Source organism: Pseudomonas sp. FDAARGOS_761 (genome assembly GCF_013343155.1).
Classification (GTDB): Bacteria; Pseudomonadota; Gammaproteobacteria; order Pseudomonadales; family Pseudomonadaceae; genus Pseudomonas; species Pseudomonas aeruginosa.
This window is the reverse complement of the sequence record NZ_CP054572.1, coordinates 4,305,816-4,328,306: the sequence shown is the minus strand read 5'-3', so window position 1 is coordinate 4,328,306 and position 22,491 is coordinate 4,305,816. Positions and strand designations below refer to the sequence as shown.

Sequence of the window (22,491 nt, the reverse complement as noted above, 5' to 3'; positions counted from 1 at the left end):
CATAAAGGGCCCATTCTCCGGAGAACCGACGATGCCCCTGTCACGGCGCCCCGTGGCCTGGCTCGCCAGCCTGGCCGTGCTGATGAACCTGTTCGTGGTGCCGCTTTCGCAGGCGCTGACGACGCAGGAGCGCGCCTCGTTGCTGCTCGGCGGCTTCTGCAGCACCTCGTCCGATTCGCTGCTGCGCCTGAAGCTGAGCGCCGCGTTCAAGGACATCGATCTTCCCGACGACCACGAAAGCCTGGCCCCGCACCTCTGCTGCTGCGCCGGCGCCGCCGGCACGCCCGGACTGGTCGCCTCCTGGCCGGCATTGCCGCTGGCGCCGCTGGCCAGCCCGGCCCGTAACGCCTTCTCCGCCACCGACCTGCCTCCCCTGCGCTACTGGCGCCTCGCCAATCCGCGCGCCTCTCCTGTCGCCTGACTCCTCCCCCGCGCCTTCGACAACCTGGACCTTCGGGTCGGGGCAGGTCGCGGCGCAATACCCTAGCTTCCCCCATGGAATCGCCGGTCCGACGGAAAAAGACCGGTCATACGCTACTGGAGAGTCACCATGCGCACATCCTTCTTCGCTGCCGCGGCCCTGCTGGCCGTTTCCGCTTTCGCCCAGGCCCACGAGTACAGCGCCGGCCAACTGCACATCGAGCATCCCTGGGCGCTGGCCCTGCCGCCGACCTCGCCGAACGGCGCGGCCTACTTCGTGGTGCAGAACCACGGCAAGGAAAACGACACCCTGCTTGGCGCCGACACGCCGCGCGCGGCTTCCGCCGAGGTGCACGAGCATGTGCACAAGAACGGCATGATGAGCATGCAGAAAGTCGACAGCGTCGACGTCGCACCAGGCAAGGACCTGCGCTTCGCTCCCGGCGGCTACCACCTGATGCTGATGGGCCTGAAGCAGCCACTGGTGGCCGGCGAGCGCTTCCCGCTGACGCTGCATTTCCGCAAGGCCGGCGACGTGCCGGTGGAAATCGTCGTCGAGTCCAAGGCGCCGGCCGAACAGGGCGGGCACGAGCAGCACGGCCACTGAGCGCCGTGTCGAGCAGGGGCGCCCGGCGCCCCGCCTTTGCGTGCGAGGTTCAGAGCATGAACAGCAACAGATATCCCTTGCCGGCGCAGACCGGCCTGGTGGTGGCTCCCAGCCTGCCGCCGAAGAACTCCACCCTGCGTCCGGACCAGCTCAACAAGCGCCTGAGCAGCGCCTGGCACCATCTCTACGACCTTTGCCCGGAACTGCTGAAGATCGATCCGCCGGATGGCCTGACCATCCTCCGCGGTTTCCTGCAATGGGCGGCCGAGCAGAAGGCCGCCTGGAACTGGGCGATGCACCTGCGCCTGTACTGCTGGCTGTTGCAGTCGCCGTTCGGCGCCAAGGTGACCGACGAGCACCTGGAGGTGCTGATGGACGCCTCCGCCGCGCGCTGGACGGTGGACGATACCAGCGCCAACCGCGGCATCCTCCTGGCCAGCCAGGGCGGTGCGCACATCACCCAGGACTGGAAAGCGCCGCAGGCCGGCGCCGGCACGCGCGTGCCGCTGGAGCGCCTGGACCTGCCGGCGCCGAACTGGACATTCGCCTATTGCGCGGTGCCCGACCCGCGGCTGCGCGAGTTCCCGGGCTGGAAGCCGTTGCCGGCGCGCGGCTCGCTGGTCGGTTGAGCGCTCGCCGCCCCGCGTACGGGGCGGCGTCGTTTCAGCGGTTGGCCAGGGCCCGCTGGTTGGAGTCGTAGATGTTGTCGCGTTCCGGAACGTGCCGGCCGGCGAGGCTTTCCAGCCATTCCTCGGTGCTGAGCACGGCGGCGAAGGAGGACTGCAGGACGATGCCGAAGATCCGGTGGATCTCTTCCGCGCTGGCCTGGCCGGCGCGGTTGCGGTAGGGCACCGAGCCGCTGGCGTCGTGCAGGTATTCCACCTGCCAGCCTTCGTGGATCGCCTGGCGGATGGTCGAGTCGTCGCAGTGCTGGGTCATGTAGCCGACCACGGCGAGGGTGTCGATGTCGCGCTCGCGCAGCCAGTCGGCCAGCCCGGTACCGACGAAGGAACTGGCCAGTTGCTTTTCCACCTTGTGCTGGTAGGGCCGCGAGGCGACCACCTCGTGCAGCTCGGCCTGCCGGCTGCCGCGCGCGAACAACGGCGAGTCCGCCGGCGCCAGGTGCTGCACCACGACGATCGGGATGCCCGCCGCGTAGGCGGCATCCATGGCGGCGCCGATACGTTCCAGCGACGATTGGATGGCGGGAAATTCGATACGCAGGTTGCCGCTGACGTATTCGTTCTGTACGTCGATGACCAGCAAGGCGCGTTTGGGTTGACGTGTGGACATGGCGTTTCCTCCTGAGTGGGTGAGGCGGATTCTGGTCCCGGTGCGGCGTAGCGAGTGAGTGGCCTGAGAGACAACTTTCGCTAGAATCGGGCCAACCCGCTCATACCCACCGAGGTGCGCATGTCCCGCCAGTCCGTGGCCGTGGTGGCCTTCGACCGCATCAGTCCGTTCCACCTGTCGGTGCCCTGCCTGGTGTTCGGCCAGGAGTGCTACGACCCCTGCGCGCAGGCCTTCGACCTGCGTGTCTGCGCCGCCGAGCCGGGCCGGCTGCGAACCACGGTGGGGTTCACCATCGAGGCCGAGGCCGGGCTGGAAGCGCTGGCCGAGGCGCAGACCGTGATCGTGCCGAGCTGGCGCGATCCACACGAGCGTCCGCCACAAGCGCTGCTGGATGCGTTGATCGCGGCCCGTGCACGCGGTGCGCAACTGGTGGGCTTGTGCCTGGGGGCCTTCGTGCTGGCCGAGGCTGGGTTGCTCGACGGTCGCCGCGCCACCACCCACTGGATGTGGGCGGAGGATTTCGCTGGGCGCTTCCCTGCGGTGCGGGTGGAGCCCGACGTGCTGTACATCGAGGACGACGGCCTGCTGACCTCGGCAGGCACCGTCGCCGGCATCGACTGCTGCCTGCACCTGGTCCGCCAGCGGCTCGGCGCGCAGACTACCAATCACCTGGCCCGGCGCCTGGTGGTGGCGCCGCATCGGCAGGGCGGCCAGGCCCAGTTCATCGAGCAGCCGCTGCCGGACAGCGCCCAGGACGGCCGTCTCGGCGAGCTGCTGGTGTGGCTGCGGCAGAACCTCGACCAGGCGCACAGCCTGGACAGCCTGGCACAGCGGGTGCTGATGAGCCGGCGGACCTTCACCCGGCATTTCCGCCAGCTCACCGGCACCACCGTCAGCCAGTGGCTGCAGGCCGAACGCCTGGCCCTGGCCCAGCGCCTGCTGGAAACCACCGAGCATTCGGTGCAGGCGATCGCCGGGCTGGCCGGCTTCGGTTCGGCGGTGTCGTTGCGCCAGCAGTTCTCCGCCGCGTTCGGCCTGCCGCCGCTGGGCTACCGGCGCGCCTTCGCCTCCTAGTCCGCCGGAGGGCGCTTCTGCAACTGCTGGCGCCAGAGCGCGTCCATCGCCTGCAACTGCACCGGGCCGAACAGCGCCTGCGTCGCACCGGTGTGCCAGGCCCAGAGCTGGTCGCCGAAATCGTAGTGCCACCATTCGCTGGGCAGGTTGCTGAAACCGGCGTCGAGCATCGCGTGATAGAGCAGGCGACGATGATCGCGGACGCGTCGCTGGCGCGCGTCGGGCTCCGCCAGGCGTTCGAAGTAGGCGGTGTAGGAGGCCGGCACGGCTTCGTCGAAGGCGCTGCCCATGTCCAGCCAGCGGCCCTGGGCGTCGCACAGGGTGACGTCCACCGCGCCGCCGGTGAGATGCGGGCTGGGCGCCTCGCGGCTGCTGCTCGGCGGCGAGACGAACTGGCGGGTGAGCCGTTCCAGCTCGGCTTCGCCGGCCCGTGGGTAGTGCGCGGCCAGGGCGCTGGACAGGCTGTCGTAGAGATACTGCTGCACGGCGAACGGCCGCCAGGCGTCCAGCACCACCAGGCGTACGCCGCCGGGGAGGGCGGCGGCGACCCGCAGGAGACGCTCGAAGACCTCGCCGCGAGCGTGGCACTCCGGGATCGCGTGAGGAATTCCGAGCTTGTGGTAGGCCGGCCAGACGCTGAACTCGCGGCTCAGCCCGAGCGCCTCCAGCGGCGTGCCGGCATCGACGATGGGGATGCCGGCCACGGCGTGCCAGTCGGGCTCCGGGAGAACGGGGATGGCTTGGGTGAAGTCGGTCATGGTGTCAATTGAGCAGGCGTGGCAGCCACAGGGTCAGGGAGGGGAACAGGATCAGCAGCGAGAGTACCCCCAGGGCCAGCAGGATGAACGGCCAGATACCTTTGAACATTTCCAGGATATCGAGGCGGCTGATGGTCGCCACGATGAACAGGCAGGCGCCCATTGGCGGGGTGATCAGGGCGATGGTGATGTTCAGGGTAAAGATCAGCCCCAGGTGCACCGGATCCACGCCGGCGGCCAGCGCCACCGGAGCGACTATCGGCGTCAGCAGCATCAGTACCGAGACTTCTTCCATGAGCATGCCGCAGACGAAGATCACCGCGCTAATGATGAACAGCATCAGGGTCGGCGAGTGGCCGAACGGCTCCAGCAACTGGGCGAACTCGCTGGCGACCTGGGCGTAGTTGAGCAACCAGTTGACCACCGAAGCGGCGGCGATGATCACGTAGATGCTGGCGGTCAGGCGTACCGTCTCGCGTAGCGAGTTCCACAGCCCGACCAGGCTCAGTTGGCGCTGGAGCAGGCCGACCAGCGCCACGTAGAGGGCGATCAGGGCGCCCGACTCGGTGGGCGTGACCAGTCCCAGGACGATTCCGGCGACGATGATCACCGGCGCGATCAGCGCGGTCAGGGCGCCGGACAGCGCCGCCAGGATCTCGCCCCAGGCCGGTGCCGCATGGCGCGCCTGCAGCCCGTTGCGGTAGGCGTACACCGCGTTCAGCAGCATGAAGGCGGCGGCCAGCAGCAGGCCGGGAATCACCCCGGCGAGGAACAGCTCGCCCACCGAGGTGTTGGTCAGCGAGGAGTAGAGGATCATGAAGATGCTCGGCGGGATGATCGGACCGATCAGCGAGCTGCCCGCGGTCAGCCCGGCGGCGAAGCGCCGCGAGTAGCCTTCCTTTTCCATGGCCGGCACCAGCAGGGTGCTGAGTGCCGAAGCGTCGGCCGCGGCGGACCCGTTGACCCCGGCGAAGAACACCCCGGCGACCACGTTGACGTGGCCGAGGCCGCCGCGGAAGTGGCCGACCAGGGCGTTGGCCAGGCGCATCAGACGCGGGGTCATGCCGGAATGGTTCATCAGGTTGCCGGCCAGCACGAACAGCGGGATCGCCATCAGCGAGAAGATGTCCATGCCGCCGAAGAAGCGCTGCGGCAGGGTGTTGGCGAACAGCGCCGGGTCGACGAAGAGGAACCCCACCAGCGCGGTGAGCAGCAGGCAGAGGAACAGCGGCAGGCCGAGCAGGAGGTTGACCACGAAGGCCGCGATCATGGCGATGGCCATCATGCCTGCGACCCTCCCTCGACGGTGGTGCTGGCCGGCTGCCGCGGCCAGGGGCCCTGGAGCAACAGCATGAGGGTCAGCAGGCCGAAGCCGAGCGGCAGGCTGAGCAACGGCCAGGTGCGGCTGACGCCCAGGCCGAGGCTGCGGAAGCGCCCGGCGTTCAGCGCGTAGCGGGTGCTGACCCAGGCGGCGAAGGCGAAGAAGGCCAGCGCCAGCAGCCACTGGTAGAGCCTGAGGACCTGCGCCAGGCGCGGCGGCAGGCGTTGTTCCAGCAGGTTGACGCGCATGTGCCCGCCTTCCATCCATACCGCGCCGAGCGCCAGCATTACTGCGCCGATGATGAGGTAGCGGGCCAGTTCGTCCATCCAGATCGGCGAGCTGCCGAGCAGGTAGCGGGCGAACACGCCGTAGATGAGCAGGACCAGGTCGAGCAGCAACAGCAGCGTGGCGAGGTTCAGCAACGCGGCGCGCATGCCCTTGAGCAATGACGGCATGGGAGGTACTCCGGAAAGTCGGACAGGCGCGCCCGGCCGACGGCAGCGGCCGTCGGGGGGCAACGCGCGAAGGTCAGGGGGCGGTGGCGAGACCGGCGTCGCGGAAGGCCATCTCGGTCCAGCGCGGCTCGATGTCCTGGGTCTTCAGCCAGGCCAGGTAGGACGGCTGGCCTTTCTCGCGGAAGGCGGCGAGGTCATCGGCGGACGGCTGGATGATCTGCATGCCCTTTTCCTTGAGGAACGCCAGGTCGCGCTCCTGCTGGGCGGCGACCGCCTCGCGGTTCAGCCGGGTGGCTTCGGCGGCGGCGTCGAGCAGGGCCTGGCGCGCCTTTGCCGGGAGGCTGGCGAGCAGATCGCCGTTGGCCACCAGGAACTGGTCGGAGTACTGGATGTTGGCCAGGGTCAGGTACTTCTGCACCTGGTAGAGGCTGCCGAGGATGATGTAGGAGGTCGGGTTCATCTGGCCGTCGGCGACGCCGGTGCGCAGGCCCATGTACAACTCGGTCCACGGGATCGGCGTGCCGGAGGCGCCGAAGGCTTCGTAGAGCGCCACCTGGCTGGGATCCATGGCGCGGAAGCGCAGGCCCTGGAAGTCCGCCGGGCCGTGGATCGGCTTCTTGCCGTTGGTGAAGTTGAGGAAGCCGCCTTCCTCGACCACCGCCAGCAGCTCGGTGCCGGTGCGCTCGCGGAAGGCCTCGCGGGCGGCCTTCCAGTAGCTGCCGCTATCGAAGAAGGCATGGGCCGCGGCGGCGTCCTTGAACATGAAGGGCGTGGCGCTGACGTAGATCTCCGGGAACAGCGGGGCGATCCCGGCGAACGAGGCGATGTTCAGGCCGGGGCCGGTCATCACCTGTTCCATGCGCTGCTCCTCTTCGCCGAGCATGCTGTTGGGGTAGAGCTTGAACTGCAGCTCGCCGCCGCTCTTTTCCTCGGCCAGGCGCTTGAGGTTGCTGGCGAACAGGTGCACCAGGTTCTTCTCGCTGTCGGCGGCGCCGTTATAGCTCAGGTTGAGGGTGGTGGCGGCCTGGGCGAGGCTGCCACCCAGGCCCAGGGCGGCGGCCAGCAGTCCGGCGGCGAAGCGGCGGGCGAGGCCGCGGCGCGGATTCGTGTGCATGTTGTTTTCCTTATGGCAGTCCGAACGGTCGAGGGATCGGCGGCACTTCTTGTCGGGGCGCGGGGCCGGGTGCTCGCACGAAAGCGAAGCAACGCTAGCCGTTGTCTCGTTGACTATTCAAGTCCGGACGTGATGCGAAAAAGGCAACGCCTCAGCGCTGCGAGAGCCCGGGCGCGTCGCCACTGAAGAAGCGCATGCCGCGGCGCAGGTGTTCCAGGCAGGCGATCGCCGCCACGGTCAGCTCGCGGCCCTTGTGGCTGACGATCCGCGCGCGGGCGTCGCGCAGCGCCGGGTGGGCCAGCGGCAGGCAACGGATATGCCCGGCCTCGATCTCGTGGCTGACCGTCAACTCCGGCATGAAGGCCACGCCGATGCCGGACTTGACGAAATTGGTCAGCACCGCCACCGAGTTGGTGCGCAGCTTCGGCCTTAGCTCGATGCGCTCCAGTTGGGCGGCGATCACCGCCAGTTGACCCATGCCGGTGCTGTTGTGGATCAACGCCAGCGACTCGTTGCGCAGCGCGCGCATCGGCACCGCGCCGCGGTGTCCGGCGAGGGCATGGTTGGCGGGGATGATCAGGTCGAGGGGCTGGCGGGTGTCGACGTGCACGTCCAGCTCGCCGTCCTCGACCGGGGCGTAGACCAGGGCCAGGTCGACGGCGTCTTCCTTGACCAGCGCCACGCCTTCGTTGGCCCCGGCCATGCGGACCTCCAGCTCGATGCCGGGGTAGCGCAGGATGAAACTCTGCAATGGCTGGGAGATCAGGTCGGCGATGAAGCCCTCGCCGACCGCCAGGCGCACCTTGCCCTGGCGCAGCCCCTGCAGGGCCGACAGACGCGACAGCACGCCCTCTTCGTTGGCCCGTTGCTGGCGGTAGTGCGCCACCAGCAGCTCGCCGGCCTCGGTAGGCGCCACGCCCTGCGGGGTGCGTTGCAGGAGGCGCACGCCGAGATGTTCCTCCAGGCTGGCGAGCTGCCGGCTGATGGCCGAGGGGTCGATGTTCAGGTGCTGGGCGGCGCGGCGAAGAGAACCGTGGTGGATCACCTCGTTGAGGTAGGCCAGGGCGCGCTGGCTGAGGCGGATCATCGCGGCTCAGTCCAGCAGCGACAGGGTCACCGGCGTCCGGTGGTTGTCCTCGACCCGCACCTCCAGTTCGCCTTCCGCGAGGCGCGCCTTCAGGCGCTGTCCCGGCTGGGTCTGGCCGGCATCGCGGATCGCCCGGCCACGCTCGTCGAGGAGGATGCTGTAGCCGCGGCCCAGGGTCGCCAGCGGGCTGACCACGTTGAGCGTCTGCGCCAGTCCTTCGAGGCGCTGACGACGATCCCTCAGTGCCTCGCGGGCGGCGCGCGGCAGGCGCGCGGCGAGGCTGTCGAGCTTCTGCCGGAGCAGCGCCAGGGTGCGGCCCGGATGCTGTGCGGCGAGACGCGTCTCCAGGCGGACCAGGCGTTCGTGGCGGACCGCCAGCTGGCGCTCGAAGGCACGGCGCAGGCGCATGTCCAGGTCGTCCAGGCGCTGTGCCTGCTGGCGCAGGCGTTCGCCGGGATGGCGCAGGCGGCGGGCGACGCCTTCCAGGCGCAGGCGTTCGCGCAGCAACTGGTCGCGCATGCGCAGCACCAGGCGCCGGCGCAGGCCGTCGAGACGCTGCTGCAGGTCGCCGGCGTTGGGCGCCAGCAGTTCGGCGGCGGCCGAAGGCGTCGGGGCGCGCACGTCGGCGACGAAGTCGCTGATCGATACGTCGGTCTCGTGGCCGACCGCGCTGACGATCGGCGTGGTGCAGGCCGCCACGGCGCGCGCCACCGCTTCTTCGTTGAAGCACCAGAGGTCTTCCAGGGAACCGCCGCCCCGGGCCAGGATCAGCGCGTCGAAGCCTTGCCGGTCGGCCAGTTGCAGCGCGCGGACGATCTGCGCGACGGCCTCGCGGCCCTGCACTGCGGTGGGCACCAGGGTCAGCTCGACCTGCGGTGCGCGGCGGCGAAACACGCTGATGATGTCGCGGATCACCGCCCCGCTGGGCGAACTGACGATACCGATGCGGCGCGGATGGGCGGGCAGCGGACGCTTGCGTTCGCTGGCGAACAGGCCTTCGCCGGCGAGTTTTTCCTTCAATGCCTCGAAGGCCAGGCGCAGGGCGCCGTCGCCGGCCGGCTCGACGGTATCGGCGATCAGCTGGTAGTCGCCGCGTCCCTCGAACAGCGAGATCTTTCCGCGCACCTTTACCGCCAGCCCGTCGCGCAAGGCCTGGCGTACGCGCAGGGCGTTCTGCCGGAACAGCGCGCAGCGGATCTGCGCGTTGCTGTCCTTGAGGGTGAAGTAGACATGACCGGAGGCCGGCCGGGCGAGGTTGGACAGCTCGCCCTCGACCCAGATCTGCGGGAACACGTCTTCCAGCAGCAGGCGGGCGCGCTGGTTCAGTTGGCTGACGGTCAGCACCTCGCGATCGAGGCCGAGCCGTTGGAAGGGATCGTTACGCATGGGCGGCATGATAAGGCGGCGCACCGGGATGTGCGATCAATCCTTGGCTTCGTTCGGCAGATTCTCCAGGAAATATTCGACGAAGCCTTCCACCAGGGGGCTATCGTCGCGTCGCCAGGCCAGCGCCACCTCGCTGTATGCCTCGGCCTCGGCCAGAGACATGAAGCGCACGGCGGGCGGTGCGATGGCGCGCATCGAGGCGGGCACCAGGGCGACGCCGAAGCCGGCCTCGATCAGTTGCAACTGGCTGGTCTTGCGCGACAGCGCGCGCGCCGGGCGTGGGTAGAAACCGGCGCCGAGGCAGAGTTCGGCGGCGCGATAGCTGAGGCCGCCGCGTTGCAGGTGGGGAATGGAGACGAAGGTTTCTCCGGCCAGGGCGGCCAGGGCCACGGGGGCTTCACGGCGGGCCAGCGGATGGTCGGCGGCGAGAGCCAGGAGCAACGGCTCGCGGTACAGGGCGCGCAGGTGCAGCCGGGGATGCTGGCGCAGCACCGGCAGGCGCAGCAGGCCAAGGTCCAGGCGTCCTTCGGCGAGATCGGCGAGTTGCTGCTCGGAGGATTGCTGGGTCAGTTCCAGGCGGACGCCGCTCTGCGCCGCGAGGTAGCCGCGCAGCGCCGCTTGCAGGCCGCCCACCAGCGGCACCGAGCTGGAGTGCCCCAGGCGCAGCAGGCCATGGCCGCCTTCACCGACCTCGCGAGCCAGGCGCCGGGCGGCCTCCAGGTCGCCGAGCAGGCGCTGCGCGCGTGGCAGGAAGGCGCGACCGGCCGGCGTCAGCTCGACCTGGCGCGGACCGCGGCGGAGCAGTGGGGTGCCGATGCTGTCCTCCAGTTCGCGCACCTGCCGGCTGAGCGCCGACTGGGCGACGAACAGGCGTTCGGCGGCACGGCTGAAGCCGCCGGACTCGACGATTTCGACGAAGTAATGGAGTTGCCGCAAAGAGATCATCGGAAGATTCCCCATGCCTTTTCGAGATGGCTACAGGGCTCGGATTGTATTGGCTGGCGCGCCGTTGCGCTCGCTAGAGTGCGCAGGTCGTCGTTCCGGGAGTCGCCATGTCCTCGCTCGATCCGTCAGTCCTGTTCGCCGCCCTGCCGTTCAGCCTATGGCAATGGCTGCTGGTCGAACTGGCCATCGTCCTCGCCTATGTGGTGTTCGGCATCGCCGGCTTCGGCACCGCGCTGGTCGCCGGCCCGTTGCTGGCCGGGGTGCTGCCGCTGTCGCAGATCATTCCGCTGCTGGTCCTGCTGGATTTCAGCGCGTCGTTCGGCAACTGGCTGCCGGCGCGGCGGCAGATCGCCATCACTGAGCTCAAGCGTCTGCTGCCCTGCATGTTGCTGGGCTGTGCGCTCGGGGCGTACGGACTTCTGGCGCTACGCGCGGAGCTGCTGATGCTGGCCCTCGGCGTGTTCGTCAGTTTCTATGCGCTCTACGCGCTGTTCCTCCAGCCACGCGGCCAGCCGCGCTGGCGGGCGACCTGGGCGTTGCCCTTCGGTGTCTTCGGCGGGCTGTTCGGCGCGTTGTTCGGCAGCGGCGGCTTCCTTTATTCGCTGTACCTGAACGGACGCCTGGCGAGCAAGGAGCAGATGCGCGCCACCCAGAGCGCGCTGATCGGTTGTAGCACCTTCGTCCGCCTGGGGCTGTTCCTGCTCGCCGGGCTGTATGCCGCGCGCGAGCCCTGGCTGCTCGCCGCCTGCCTGCTGCCGGGCATGGCGCTGGGCCTGTGGATCGGCCGTCGGGTGACCCTGCGTCTGTCGCGTGAAGCCTTCGTCCGCCTGGTCACCTGGCTGGTGCTGTGCAGCGGCCTGGCGCTGGTCGGGCGCTACCTGGCCGCTTGAAGCGGCTGCGCCGGGCACAGGCCGAACTGTGCGGCCAGCTCTTCGAGGCGCTGGCGCTGGAAGTCGCGGAACGCCGCGTTGGGCTGCTGCAACTCGATGAAGTCGCGCAGCGGGTCGCGCACCGCGCTGCGCACGCCGCTGAGTTCTTCGATCACAGCCAAGCCGCAGAACGGCACGTAGGCTTCCGAGTAGCCGCCTTCGTGGACCACCACCAGGCGTCCGCCGGCATGCCGCTCGGCCGCGTCGCGAACCATCGCGGTCATCGCCCGGAAGCTGTCGCTATGCAGTTGCATGCGTGCCAGCGGGTCCACCGCGTTGGCGTCGAAGCCACTGGCGACCACGATCAATTGCGGGCGGAAGCGCTCCAGCGCCGGCAACACGATGCGTTGCATGGCCTGCATGTAGGCGTCGTGACCGCCGCCGGGAAGCAGCGGCACGTTGAGGTTGAAGCCACGACCGCGATCCTCGCCGATGTCTTCGGCGCCGCTGTAGCCAGGCGGGAAGCAGCCGTCCTGATGCAGGGAAATGCTCAACACGTCGTCGCGCCGGTAGTAGATCGCCTGGGTGCCGTTACCGTGGTGCACGTCCCAGTCCAGCACCGCGACCCGCTCGACGCCGTGGCGCGCCTTGGCCGCCTCGATGGCCACGGCGATGTTGGCGAAGAAACAGAAGCCCATCGCCTGGTCCGGCAGGCAGTGATGACCTGGCGGCCGCGACAGCGAGTAGGCGTTGTCCGCCTCGCCGGCGAGCACCGCGTCCAGCGCGGCGATGGCCAGGCCGGCGGAGAGCCGGGCGATCTCGTAGCTGCCCGGGCCGATCGGCGCGTCCTGGCCGAGGCTGCCGCCGCCGGCGTCGCTCAACGCCTTGAAGCGTTCCAGATAGTGCGCCGGATGCACGCGCAGCAGGTCCTCGTCGCTCGCCGGCGGTGCGCTGCGCAGTTGCAGGTGGGCGGTCAGGCCGGACACGTCGAGCAGGCTTTTCAGCCGGCGCTTGGTTTCCGGTGATTCGGCGTGTCCGGCGGCGGCAGGCGGTTGCACCCAGCCGCCGACCGGCAGGGTCAGCGCGTGCGGGCCGGCGGCGTGCCAGAGGCAGAGTTCGTCGAAGAAGAAAGCGGTACGTCGGGTCATGGCGGGTATCCGTGGTTCGGGAAAGGGTTTCAGCGTGGCCGGCAGGCCAGGGCCAGTAGCAGCGAGAGGCCGGCCAGGCCGGCGGCGATCGGCAGCAGCGGGAGGAAACCGCCGCTGCTTTCGATGAGTCGTCCGGCCAGCGCCGGGCCGATGGCCAGCCCGCCGCCGATGACCAGGTTGGAGGCGTTCATCAGGCGGCCGGAGCGGTCCAGGTCGGCGAGGCAGGCGAGGATGAACGGCAGGGCGAAGGTCCAGGTGAACTTGAACAGCAGCGTGGCCAGGGCGAAGCGCGCCAGCGGCGGCTGGCCGATCAGCAGGAGGATCGCCGCGGCCATCGCCAGGTAGCCGCCGAGCAGCATCAGGTCGCGCGGCAGGCGGTTGCCGATGAAGGAGGCGCAGGCCGCCCCGGCGATGCCCATCAGGGTGGCGACGGCGAGTACCTCGCCGCTGGCGCCGGCACCGATCCCCGCGCCTTCGGCGATGGCGCCGATGAAGGTCCAGACGCCGCTGAGGCTGATATAGAAGGTGAGCACGGCGAGGATGCCCAGCCCGACCCGCAGTCGCGAGTGAACCGCGCCGGTACTGGCGCGGGCTTCCGCCGGCGGGCTGCCGCTGGGGAAGGCCCGCGACAACGGCAGGGCGAGGCCCATCAGGCCGGCCAGCAACAGGTAGCAGGCGGCCAGGCCGAAGCGTTCGAACAGCGCCGGCAGCAGTGCCAGGCCGACGGCGCCGACCACCAGTTGGCCCATCACCCAGAGCCCGTAGACCCGGCTCGGGGTGGCGGTGCTGGCGGCGCTGGACAGGCAGAGGATCATCAGCGAGCCGCCGGCGAGGGCGCTGCAGAAACGCAGGGCGAGCAGCAGCGGGTAGCTGCCGGCCAGCGCCGAGGCCAGGTTGGCGGCGATGAACAGCAGGCCGGCGAGCAGCGCCGCGTGGCGCCAATCGACGCGTTTCAGCCAATGGAAAGCCGGCAGCGTCGCCAGGCTCATGGCGCCTAGCTCCACCGAAAACAGGTCGCCGACCCGCGCCGGGCTCAGTTGCCACTGGGCCGCCAGTTGCGCGGCGACGGCGGGGGCGGTCATCAGGATGGTCGGGGTGATCGCGGCGAACACCACGATGGCCGCGAGCAGCGCGAGGTTGCCGGACGCCGGAGAGGCGCTGGCGAGAGTCTTGTCGGAAGCGTTCATGGCTGCGCCCCCTCAGAACACATGGACCAGGCGCAACAGGGCCTGGCTGCCATGGAACGCATTGTCGGTGGCGACGTTGCGCGAGAGACCGAACATCAGGCTGTTGCGCCGGTCCAGCCAGTGGCCTAGCTCGAAGCCGAGTTGGGTGTAGCGCTGGTGGGTGTCGTCGAGGGTATGGCCCTGCAGCTTCAGTTCGCCGCCATCGGCGTGCACCAGCTTGAGGGCGCCGTAGGTGCTCTGGCTGAAGTCGTAGGAGGCGAAGGCCTGCAGGCGATAGAGCGGTTTCTGTTCCAGGTCGCTGCCGAAGTAGTCGTCGTTCTTCGCGTAGAACTGCGCTTCCAGGTTGGCTTCCAGCACCCAGTCGCGGCCGATGCCCTGGGTGTAGTTGTAGACGAAGGTGGCGCCCCAGCGGTTGGCGCCGGGCGAGACATCGGGGTTCTTCGCGTGGTACTCGCCCAGCGGCAGGGTGATCAGGGTCAGCAGGCCGCTGTAGCGGCGCCGTTCCGGGTCGTTGATGAAGAACAGGGTGCCGCCGACCTGGGGATCGCCGAAACCGGTCTCGCCGGTATGCCCGGCGCTGCCGGGCAGGCGCGCATCGATGTCGACGAAGGGAATGATGAACTGCGGCGTGCAGAGAGTGCCGCAGATGTCGCTGAAGAACACCTGGCGGTAGGCCACCGCGTTGGTCTTGAGTTCGGCCTTGCCGTTGCGATCGGCCGGCCCGTGGAACTCATGGGCGCGGGTCGCCGGCAGGTAGAGCACGCCGAGCGTGGTGCCTGCTGGGGCGCCGAAGAAGTCGCGGGCGTTGAGGTCGGCGGCGCCGGCCTCGGCGCCCAGCAGGAGCTGGATGCCGAGCAGCGCGAGGGCGCTGGCGGTCGGTACGGCCATCGAGGCGGTGCGGTGGGTCATGTGACGGTCTCCCCGGTCGTTGTGTGCCCGGCGTTCGTCGCGCCGGTGGTGGTTGCGCCTTTTCGCAGGCGAAAGGGCGCCCATGCCGCCCTTGGCGGGGCGGTCGAAGCGGTGATGGCAGGGGTGGAGGGCTGTCAGCCAGGCGGGAACTGGTGCAGCAGGTGGGCGATGCTCGCCTTGTCGTTGACGCCGAGCTTGGAATAGATGGTGCGTATGTGATGGCGCACGGTGTTCGGCGCCAGGCCGAGGTCGCGGGCGATCTGCTTGTAGGTCTTGCCTTCGCTGAACAGCAGGGCGACGTCGCCTTCGCGATTGCTCAACTGTTCGATCGCGCTCGGTTGCCGCGCGGTGAGCAGGTAGAGGTCGCCGACCTGCCGCGAGTCGATCACCAGGCGCGCATCGCGATAGCCCTGCGGGCTGGTTTCCTCCGGCAACTGCGGACCGGTCCAGCCCGGCCAGGCGCCGAGCAGCAGGTCGACGAAGCCGCGTTCGGCGCAATGCAGCACGCCGTAGCGGTCGCATACCGCCATGGCCAGAGCCTGGCGTTCGAGGGATTCGCGCAGGGCCACCAGGGTACGGATCTGGTTGGCCGAGACGGCCGCGGCCAGGTGCGCCGAGAGTTGCCCGAGGAGCAGCTTCTCCTGTTCCGCGAAGGGCGGGCCGCCAGGCGTGCGATAGAGGGCGACATGGTCGCTGAGGCGGGTGATCGGGTCGACGTGGATCACGCAGAGCAACTCACCGATGTCGTGACGCGCGCCAAGCCAGCGCAGCCCGGCGGTGGCCTGCATGTTGACGGCCACGGCGGTGCCCGGGTGGGCGTGTACCAGGCCGACGGTGATGTCGTCGTGGCTGATCGATTTCCAGTCCTCGACATAGTGCTCTTCGAGGTTGAACAGATGTGCGCTGTGCTCCACCGGCACGCCGTCGATCAGCGCCGCGCGGCCCCACCAGGCACGCTGGAACGGCACCAGTTGCTGCAGACGTTCCAGCGCGGTGCGATGGAAACGCTCCAGGGTCTTGTCGCGCGCCAGCCGGTTGATGTCCAGCACGGCGGCGCCGAACGCCGCGAGCAAGGCTGCGGATGACGAATGCGGGTCAGTGCTCCCTTTCATTCTCTCCCCCGTCCCACTTTTATAGTTCTTGGAATCGGCGTCCCGCCGCCTGGGCGGTCGCTGGGTGACGTACGCAGTATCCGGCCATCCGCCGCCGCGCTGCCATCCTGCAAATGCGGGATAGGACAGGCGGAACGGGGCCTGGCGGGCGCCTTGCAAGATATTTGCCCATTCGCCGTTTTCGGCGATCAACTGCGTTGAGCGGAAGCGCGTGGCTGGGTATAATGTCGCGCTTCCATTTTTCCCGTCTGGGAGCGCCCGCCATGCTGCGAATCAGTCAAGAAGCCCTGACTTTCGACGACGTCCTTCTGATCCCCGGTTATTCCGAAGTCCTGCCCAAGGACGTGAGTTTGAAAACTCGCCTGACCCGCGGCATCGAACTGAACATCCCGCTGGTATCCGCCGCGATGGATACCGTGACCGAAGCCCGCCTGGCCATCGCCATGGCCCAGGAAGGCGGCATCGGCATCATCCACAAGAACATGGGCATCGAGCAGCAGGCCGCGGAAGTCCGCAAGGTCAAGAAGCACGAGACGGCCATCGTCCGCGACCCGGTCACCGTGACCCCTTCGACCAAGATCATCGAACTGCTGCAGATGGCCCGCGAGTACGGCTTCTCCGGCTTCCCGGTGGTGGAGCAGGGCGAACTGGTCGGTATCGTCACCGGTCGCGACCTGCGGGTGAAGCCGAACGCCGGCGATACCGTCGCCGCGATCATGACCCCGAAGGACAAGCTGGTCACCGCCCGCGAAGGCACCCCGCTGGAAGAGATGAAGGCCAAGCTCTACGAGAACCGCATCGAGAAGATGCTGGTAGTCGACGAGAACTTCTACCTGCGTGGCCTGGTGACCTTCCGTGACATCGAGAAGGCCAAGACCTACCCGCTGGCGTCCAAGGACGAGCAGGGCCGCCTGCGCGTCGGCGCCGCCGTCGGCACCGGCGCCGATACCGGCGAGCGCGTCGCCGCGCTGGTCGCCGCCGGGGTCGACGTGGTGGTGGTGGACACCGCCCACGGCCACTCCAAGGGCGTGATCGAGCGTGTGCGCTGGGTCAAGCAGACCTTCCCGGACGTCCAGGTGATCGGCGGCAACATCGCCACCGCCGAGGCCGCCAAGGCCCTCGCCGAGGCTGGCGCCGACGCGGTCAAGGTCGGCATCGGTCCGGGCTCGATCTGCACCACCCGCATCGTCGCCGGTGTCGGCGTGCCGCAGATCTCTGCCATCGCCAACGTCGCCGCCGCCCTCGAAGGCACCGGCGTACCGCTGATCGCCGACGGCGGCATCCGCTTCTCCGGCGACCTGGCCAAGGCCATGGTCGCCGGCGCCTACTGTGTGATGATGGGCTCGATGTTCGCCGGTACCGAGGAAGCGCCGGGCGAGATCGAGCTGTTCCAGGGCCGTTCCTACAAGTCCTACCGCGGCATGGGTTCGCTGGGCGCCATGTCCGGCTCCCAGGGCTCGTCCGACCGCTACTTCCAGGACGCCTCCGCCGGCGCCGAGAAGCTGGTGCCGGAAGGCATCGAGGGTCGCGTGCCGTACAAGGGTGCCCTGTCCGCCATCGTCCACCAGCTGATGGGCGGCCTGCGCGCCGCCATGGGCTACACCGGCAGCGCCGACATCCAGCAGATGCGCACGCAGCCGCAGTTCGTCCGGATCACCGGCGCGGGCATGGCCGAGTCCCATGTCCACGACGTCCAGATCACCAAGGAAGCCCCCAACTACCGGGTTGGTTGAGGCCTATTGAAATGAGTGCTGCACGGGGCTGTTCGATTCAGCCCCGTGTCGTTTTCGAATTCCGTAGCGAGAGATGGCCATGTCCCAAGACATTCACGCCCACCGTATCCTGATCCTCGATTTCGGCTCCCAGTACACCCAGCTGATCGCCCGCCGCGTGCGCGAGATCGGCGTGTATTGCGAAATCCATCCCTTCGACATGAGCAACGAGGCGATCATCGCCTTCGCGCCGCGCGGCATCATCCTCGCCGGCGGTCCCGAGTCGGTGCACGAAGCCGACAGCCCGCGCGCGCCGCAGGCGGTGTTCGACCTGAAGGTGCCGCTGTTCGGCATCTGCTACGGCATGCAGACCATGGCCGAGCAGATGGGCGGCAAGGTGCAGGGCTCCGACCTGCGCGAGTTCGGCTACGCCCGCGTCGACGTGGTCGGCAAGGCGCGCCTGCTGGACGGCATCGAGGACCACGTGGACGACGACGGCGTGCTCGGCCTCGACGTGTGGATGAGCCACGGCGACAAGGTCACCGAGATGCCGGCCGGCTTCCACATCCTGGCCAGCACCCCGAGCTGCCCGATCGCCGCCATGGCCGACGATGCCCGCGCCTACTACGGCGTGCAATTCCACCCGGAAGTCACCCACACCAAGCAGGGCCTGCGCATTCTCTCGCGCTTCGTCCTCGACATCTGTGGTTGCGCCGCGCTGTGGACCCCCTCGAACATCGTCGACGACGCCATCGCCACCGTGCGCGCCCAGGTCGGTTCCTCCAAGGTCCTGCTCGGCCTCTCCGGCGGCGTGGACTCCTCGGTGGTCGCCGCGCTGCTGCACAAGGCCATCGGCGACCAACTGACCTGCGTGTTCGTCGACAACGGCCTGCTGCGCCTGCACGAAGGCGACCAGGTGATGGCCATGTTCGCCGAGAACATGGGCGTGAAGGTGATCCGCGCCAACGCCGAGGACAAGTTCCTCGGCCGCCTGGCCGGCGTCGCCGATCCGGAAGAGAAGCGCAAGATCATCGGCCGCACCTTCATCGAAGTCTTCGACGAAGAAGCCACCAAGCTGCAGGACGTGAAGTTCCTCGCCCAGGGCACCATCTACCCCGACGTGATCGAGTCGGCCGGCGCCAAGACCGGCAAGGCCCACGTGATCAAGTCGCACCACAACGTCGGCGGCCTGCCGGAGGACATGCAGTTCGAACTGGTCGAGCCGCTGCGCGAACTGTTCAAGGACGAAGTGCGCAAGATCGGCCTGGAGCTGGGCCTGCCCTACGACATGGTCTACCGCCACCCGTTCCCCGGCCCGGGCCTGGGCGTGCGCATCCTCGGCGAGGTGAAGAAGGAGTACGCCGACCTGCTGCGCCAGGCCGACCACATCTTCATCGAGGAACTGCGCGCCTTCGACTGGTACCACAAGACCAGCCAGGCGTTCGTGGTGTTCCAGCCGGTGAAATCGGTCGGCGTGGTCGGCGACGGCCGTCGCTACGCCTGGGTCGTCGCCCTGCGCGCGGTGGAGACCATCGACTTCATGACCGCACGCTGGGCTCACCTGCCCTATGAACTGCTGGAGAAGGTCTCGAACCGCATCATCAACGAGATCGCCGGTATCTCCCGGGTCACCTACGACGTGTCGAGCAAGCCGCCGGCGACTATCGAGTGGGAGTGAGGTGGATTTATAAGTCGTTGATTAATCGGAAAATAATATTCTCAATAACTATGTCTCCCGCATTATCAATGGTGTTTTTCATGGCATGTTGAGGGGCGGGGCATAAAATAAATACTGATACCATGAGGGCGAGCCTAGTGCTGTCATGGTATCGGGCAACTCTCATGGATTTACCGCATCCCTGAAGATAACGTTGCTGACCATTTCCGCACCGAGGAAGTCGATTAGCATGTTTGGATTTGCAAGATCTTCTCTTGTCAGTGCTGCGATCGCTTGACCAACTACGATCTCCCAAGGCTTCTTGCAACCGGCGACGTCGCAGATGAGGTTACGGATTTTTTTTATCTTCTTGTGCCGTAGGCGGTCGCTCGATCCGGCGAGCTCCTCAATGAGAGCGGTGTCACGATGGTCTGGATTGTCCTTGATCCATTTCCTTGATGTGGCGATGAAGTCTTCCCAGGTCGTGTCCATTACGGCAAGACATGAGTCAGTCAATAGAGCATTCTCGATCGCGTAGCACTGGAGGCGGTAACGCTTGAGGGGGGGGCGGTGTTCGAGCGGCTGGTCCACCACACCGTCGCCGTCGCGAATCGAAAAGGCGACTGGGTTGTCGTAGAGTGTGTCTAGCAGTTGGATGCAGAAAGTCTCAAGAGCGCCCTGCTGATCGACGCTGGCGGCCAGCACTGGAAAGACTTTGATCCTGCCCTGTGACGTTCTTGCAGCTTGCTGCCAGACGCGCTCATCGTCTTCTCCTTCGAGGATCAGAGCTGCATCATCGCTAAGCGAAAGGGAGAGGGGATGTCCGAGGAACGGAGCAATCTTGCGAAGCTCGGCGCTGGCCGGTTTCAGTTCAACTATATCGACCGCGAAACTCTTTGTGCCGATCGACACATACGGCGAAGCTGCGAGAGAACAGACTAGCGGGGAGCTGTGTGTGGAGATGCATACGGCTATGCTGTCTGCGTGGTCTTTGAACTCATCAAGCATAGAGATGATTAGCTTGCCAAGCCGTGCCTGCAGATCTGGGTGAAGATGTACGTCCGGCTCGTCAAGGAGGAGTACGTTGAACTTCGCGGGATCAATCGTATCGAAAAAATAGAGAATCTCAGCGGCCAAGGCCACAGCTTCTGATTCGCCGCTGCTGATTTGTTGCGGAGCGATTGTTTCACCATTGAGGAGCGAGCGAAACTCGAAATCGGCATTACCCATCTCTAGAGAAATATTAGTGAGCAGTTGATTTACTTTGCTCAACCGGTCTGTCTCGAAATTGCGTGTCGGATCCAAGCGGATTTCTGGTGTGCGTGCGAGCCGGCGCAGATAAAGCGTTTCAGCCTCGCGAAAGAGCATCGCCGATGCAGCTTTGAAGTCGCTGGCCTGATTGACTGCACGCGTGTGCCGCAGCCATTCGGGGTCGTTGCTCATATTTGTGAGGACGTTGCCATCACGCTTGAACGACCCCGCTCGCTCTGGACTGACATACCGGACATAAAATAGTTGCGTACTGCGGCTGGCCATTTCGTCGATATCACGAAAGAAACGACTCTTTCCCGCGCCGTTGCGGCCTACAAGTATGTTGATGTTGTTCAAGCCGGAGAGGCGTGCGGTTTGGCCTGACAATTCACTTACTTTCAAGATCGTAACTCCATGTTTCATTGCCGACATATGATATCGAATACACCGACCGGATAGGCACGTCGGTGTCTCTCTTTGTTCTGACGTCTGCGTTGAGATGGTGATCAGATCCGCAGTTTGGTGTGACCGCCACTGACTCTCGTATGGGCGGATCGACGCAGTTGTTCGCCTGAGCTGCCTATAGGCGGCCCCCATTGGTCAGGTGTGGTATTTTTCGCGGTATCGGCTAAGTCTGCACTCGCAATGCCTTGATTTAGCGAAGTTTTATCCTCTTATTGATAGCTGAGTGGGAGTGATCCCGCAAGCCGCATGATCTCATGCGGCTTTCCCGCAGTGTCTATCCGTTCGTGACACTGGAAGTTGCCAAGGACGGGAAGCGGGGCGATGTCGTCCCGCTTTCTCCATTCAGCCCACGTATCGGCGACGCCATGCCTTTGCGTCCGTCGCCAGGTTCCTCGAGGGCTAGCGCCTGCCTCCCCGTTGCAGCGTCCCGCCGATCATCGTTCGCCCCCCCCGGTCCACGGGTGCCCCCTGCGCCGCCCGGCGAGTCTACCGTTGCGCTCCGCCACTGAGCGTCTTTCGCGCTGAAGCTCCGCCATCCCACGCTTTTCTTGCAGCGGAGATGAAACAGGTGCTTACGGGGTCGGACGATCTCGACAGGAAACTGGATTCTGCTGCATTCAGAATCCAGTTTTCCACTTCGATAATGACCCTCGTCCCAAGAGCCAGCGCTATCCGCCTGGCCGCTTCCGCATGCGAGGAGAATTCTCATGGCTATCAGGCAAACCCCCATCAATTCGGGATTCGGAGCGAAAACGCAGGCCAGCGAGGTGATGGCGGGGCGAGACCTCTCCGGAAAGACCGCCATCGTGACCGGCGGCTACTCCGGTCTTGGCCTGGAAACCACGAAGGCGCTGGCCTACGCGGGCGCGCGGGTCATCGTTACGGCGCGCAGACCGGATGTGGCAAGGGAGGCGCTGCTCGGGCTCGACGAAGTCGAGGTGCAGGCGCTCGACCTGGTCGAGTTGGCCTGCGTGCGTCGGTTTGCCGACGCCTTCTCCGCCTCGCGCCGTCGTGCCGATATCGTCATCAACAACGCCGGTGTGATGGCCTGTCCTGAGACCCGCGTAGGCCCGGGCTGGGAGGCGCAGTTCGCGACCAATCACCTTGGCCACTACGCCCTGGTGAACCTCTTGTGGCCGTCGCTCGCGGACGACGCGCGAGTGGTCGCCGTGTCCTCCGCCGGGCACCACTACTCGGCGATCCGCTGGGACGACGTGCAGTTCGAACGGGGCTACGACAAGTGGCTGGCTTATGCGCAGTCGAAGACTGCCAACGCCCTGTTCGCCATCCAGTTGGATGCCCTGGGTCGCGAGAGGGGTGTGCGTGCCTTCGCATTGCATCCGGGCAGCATCGCCACACCGTTGCAACGCCATGTTCCACGGGCGGAGATGATCGCCCTGGGCTGGATGGACGAAGCCGGCAACCCGGCCAGCCCCGACACGCTCAAGACCCCGCAGCAGGGTGCTGCCACCCAGCTATGGGCTGCGACCTCTCCGCTTTTGGCGGGGATGGGCGGGCTCTACTGCGAGGATTGCGACATCGCAGGCGTCGCGCCGGACGACTCGCGCACCCTGGCCGGCGTACGCGAGCATGCGATCGATCCGGAGCAGGCCCGCCGCCTCTGGAGGCTTTCGGCGACGCTCACCGGGATCGACGCATTCGCGTCCTAGTCGAGCACACGGAAGACGCCGCGGATACCGCGCTTTCGCTGTCCATCAAAC

At 67.0% G+C, this 22,491-nt stretch carries 21 protein-coding genes; 8 read left to right on the top strand and 13 right to left on the bottom strand.

The window, feature by feature from the left end:
- Positions 1-31: 31 nt before the first annotated feature.
- The 3 genes from FOC67_RS20105 to FOC67_RS20095 all read left to right on the top strand — a co-directional run bounded on the left by FOC67_RS20105 (position 32) and on the right by FOC67_RS20095 (position 1,656).
- The gene (locus FOC67_RS20105; RefSeq protein ID WP_003119299.1) at positions 32-421 is read left to right on the top strand and encodes a DUF2946 family protein; all 390 of its coding nucleotides are present in this window, start codon (positions 32-34) and stop codon (positions 419-421) included.
- A 129-nt stretch (positions 422-550) separates the two neighbouring features.
- Positions 551-1,027, top strand: coding sequence for a copper chaperone PCu(A)C (locus tag FOC67_RS20100; RefSeq protein WP_003109794.1), 477 nt, complete (start codon positions 551-553; stop codon positions 1,025-1,027).
- A 56-nt stretch (positions 1,028-1,083) separates the two neighbouring features.
- Positions 1,084-1,656, top strand: a complete 573-nt coding sequence (locus FOC67_RS20095) for a putative natural product biosynthesis protein (protein WP_003122107.1) — start codon at positions 1,084-1,086, stop codon at positions 1,654-1,656.
- Between the two features lie 34 nt (positions 1,657-1,690).
- Here the strand turns inward: FOC67_RS20095 and FOC67_RS20090 are convergent, their stop codons facing one another.
- Positions 1,691-2,320: a cysteine hydrolase family protein gene (locus FOC67_RS20090; protein WP_003119300.1), complete on the bottom strand. Its 630-nt coding sequence runs from the start codon at positions 2,318-2,320 to the stop codon at positions 1,691-1,693.
- Positions 2,321-2,440: 120 nt separating this feature from the next.
- Here FOC67_RS20090 and FOC67_RS20085 point away from each other — a divergent pair, with 120 nt between their 5' ends.
- Positions 2,441-3,394: a GlxA family transcriptional regulator gene (locus FOC67_RS20085; protein ID WP_003137870.1), complete on the top strand. Its 954-nt coding sequence runs from the start codon at positions 2,441-2,443 to the stop codon at positions 3,392-3,394.
- Here FOC67_RS20085 and FOC67_RS20080 read toward each other — a convergent pair.
- The 7 genes from FOC67_RS20080 to FOC67_RS20050 form a co-directional block, all read right to left on the bottom strand.
- Positions 3,391-4,152 (bottom strand): M15 family metallopeptidase, encoded by a 762-nt coding sequence (locus FOC67_RS20080; RefSeq protein ID WP_009313463.1) that lies wholly within the window; start codon positions 4,150-4,152, stop codon positions 3,391-3,393. The two genes, FOC67_RS20085 and FOC67_RS20080, sit on opposite strands and share 4 nt — an antisense overlap.
- Before the next feature lie 4 nt (positions 4,153-4,156).
- Complete coding sequence (locus FOC67_RS20075; RefSeq protein ID WP_003092733.1) at positions 4,157-5,437, bottom strand: TRAP transporter large permease; 1,281 nt, start codon at positions 5,435-5,437, stop codon at positions 4,157-4,159.
- On the bottom strand, positions 5,434-5,928 hold the full coding sequence (locus FOC67_RS20070; RefSeq protein ID WP_003143145.1) for a TRAP transporter small permease: 495 nt from the start codon (positions 5,926-5,928) through the stop codon (positions 5,434-5,436). Before FOC67_RS20070 ends, FOC67_RS20075 begins: the two co-directional genes overlap by 4 nt.
- 73 nt (positions 5,929-6,001) lie before the next feature.
- Positions 6,002-7,042: a TRAP transporter substrate-binding protein DctP gene (gene dctP, locus FOC67_RS20065; protein WP_009313467.1), complete on the bottom strand. Its 1,041-nt coding sequence runs from the start codon at positions 7,040-7,042 to the stop codon at positions 6,002-6,004.
- Between the two features lie 151 nt (positions 7,043-7,193).
- Positions 7,194-8,129, bottom strand: coding sequence for a LysR family transcriptional regulator (locus FOC67_RS20060; protein ID WP_003092728.1), 936 nt, complete (start codon positions 8,127-8,129; stop codon positions 7,194-7,196).
- 6 nt (positions 8,130-8,135) lie between these two features.
- The gene (xseA, locus tag FOC67_RS20055) at positions 8,136-9,515 is read right to left on the bottom strand and encodes an exodeoxyribonuclease VII large subunit (RefSeq protein ID WP_009313469.1); all 1,380 of its coding nucleotides are present in this window, start codon (positions 9,513-9,515) and stop codon (positions 8,136-8,138) included.
- A gap of 36 nt (positions 9,516-9,551) precedes the next feature.
- Entirely contained in the window at positions 9,552-10,460 is a 909-nt protein-coding gene (locus FOC67_RS20050; RefSeq protein ID WP_003137872.1) for a LysR family transcriptional regulator, read from the bottom strand.
- A 107-nt stretch (positions 10,461-10,567) separates the two neighbouring features.
- Between FOC67_RS20050 and FOC67_RS20045 the strand changes: the two genes are divergently transcribed.
- The gene (locus FOC67_RS20045; protein ID WP_003105892.1) at positions 10,568-11,350 is read left to right on the top strand and encodes a sulfite exporter TauE/SafE family protein; all 783 of its coding nucleotides are present in this window, start codon (positions 10,568-10,570) and stop codon (positions 11,348-11,350) included.
- Here FOC67_RS20045 and FOC67_RS20040 read toward each other — a convergent pair.
- The 4 genes from FOC67_RS20040 to FOC67_RS20025 all read right to left on the bottom strand — a co-directional run bounded on the left by FOC67_RS20040 (position 11,335) and on the right by FOC67_RS20025 (position 15,685).
- Positions 11,335-12,477, bottom strand: a complete 1,143-nt coding sequence (locus FOC67_RS20040; protein WP_009313474.1) for a class II histone deacetylase — start codon at positions 12,475-12,477, stop codon at positions 11,335-11,337. The genes FOC67_RS20045 and FOC67_RS20040 overlap by 16 nt on opposite strands.
- A gap of 29 nt (positions 12,478-12,506) precedes the next feature.
- Positions 12,507-13,664, bottom strand: a complete 1,158-nt coding sequence (locus tag FOC67_RS20035) for an MFS transporter (RefSeq protein WP_009313476.1) — start codon at positions 13,662-13,664, stop codon at positions 12,507-12,509.
- 12 nt (positions 13,665-13,676) lie between these two features.
- Positions 13,677-14,573 carry a transporter gene (locus tag FOC67_RS20030; RefSeq protein WP_009313478.1) on the bottom strand — a complete coding sequence of 299 codons (897 nt, stop codon included), beginning with the start codon at positions 14,571-14,573 and terminating at the stop codon, positions 13,677-13,679.
- Positions 14,574-14,707: 134 nt separating this feature from the next.
- Positions 14,708-15,685 carry a LuxR C-terminal-related transcriptional regulator gene (locus FOC67_RS20025; protein WP_009313480.1) on the bottom strand — a complete coding sequence of 326 codons (978 nt, stop codon included), beginning with the start codon at positions 15,683-15,685 and terminating at the stop codon, positions 14,708-14,710.
- Between the two features lie 263 nt (positions 15,686-15,948).
- Here FOC67_RS20025 and guaB point away from each other — a divergent pair, with 263 nt between their 5' ends.
- Together guaB and guaA are read left to right on the top strand one after the other, a co-directional pair.
- Positions 15,949-17,418: an IMP dehydrogenase gene (gene guaB, locus FOC67_RS20020; protein ID WP_003092702.1), complete on the top strand. Its 1,470-nt coding sequence runs from the start codon at positions 15,949-15,951 to the stop codon at positions 17,416-17,418.
- A 79-nt stretch (positions 17,419-17,497) separates the two neighbouring features.
- On the top strand, positions 17,498-19,075 hold the full coding sequence (guaA, locus tag FOC67_RS20015; protein WP_003105901.1) for a glutamine-hydrolyzing GMP synthase: 1,578 nt from the start codon (positions 17,498-17,500) through the stop codon (positions 19,073-19,075).
- Between the two features lie 162 nt (positions 19,076-19,237).
- On the opposite strand, the gene FOC67_RS20010 is transcribed toward guaA, so the two are convergent.
- A complete protein-coding gene (locus tag FOC67_RS20010; RefSeq protein ID WP_025982364.1) occupies positions 19,238-20,707 on the bottom strand; it encodes an AAA family ATPase in 1,470 nt (489 codons plus the stop codon).
- A gap of 770 nt (positions 20,708-21,477) precedes the next feature.
- Here FOC67_RS20010 and FOC67_RS20005 point away from each other — a divergent pair.
- Entirely contained in the window at positions 21,478-22,440 is a 963-nt protein-coding gene (locus FOC67_RS20005; RefSeq protein ID WP_009313489.1) for an SDR family NAD(P)-dependent oxidoreductase, read from the top strand.
- Positions 22,441-22,491: the final 51 nt, after the last annotated feature.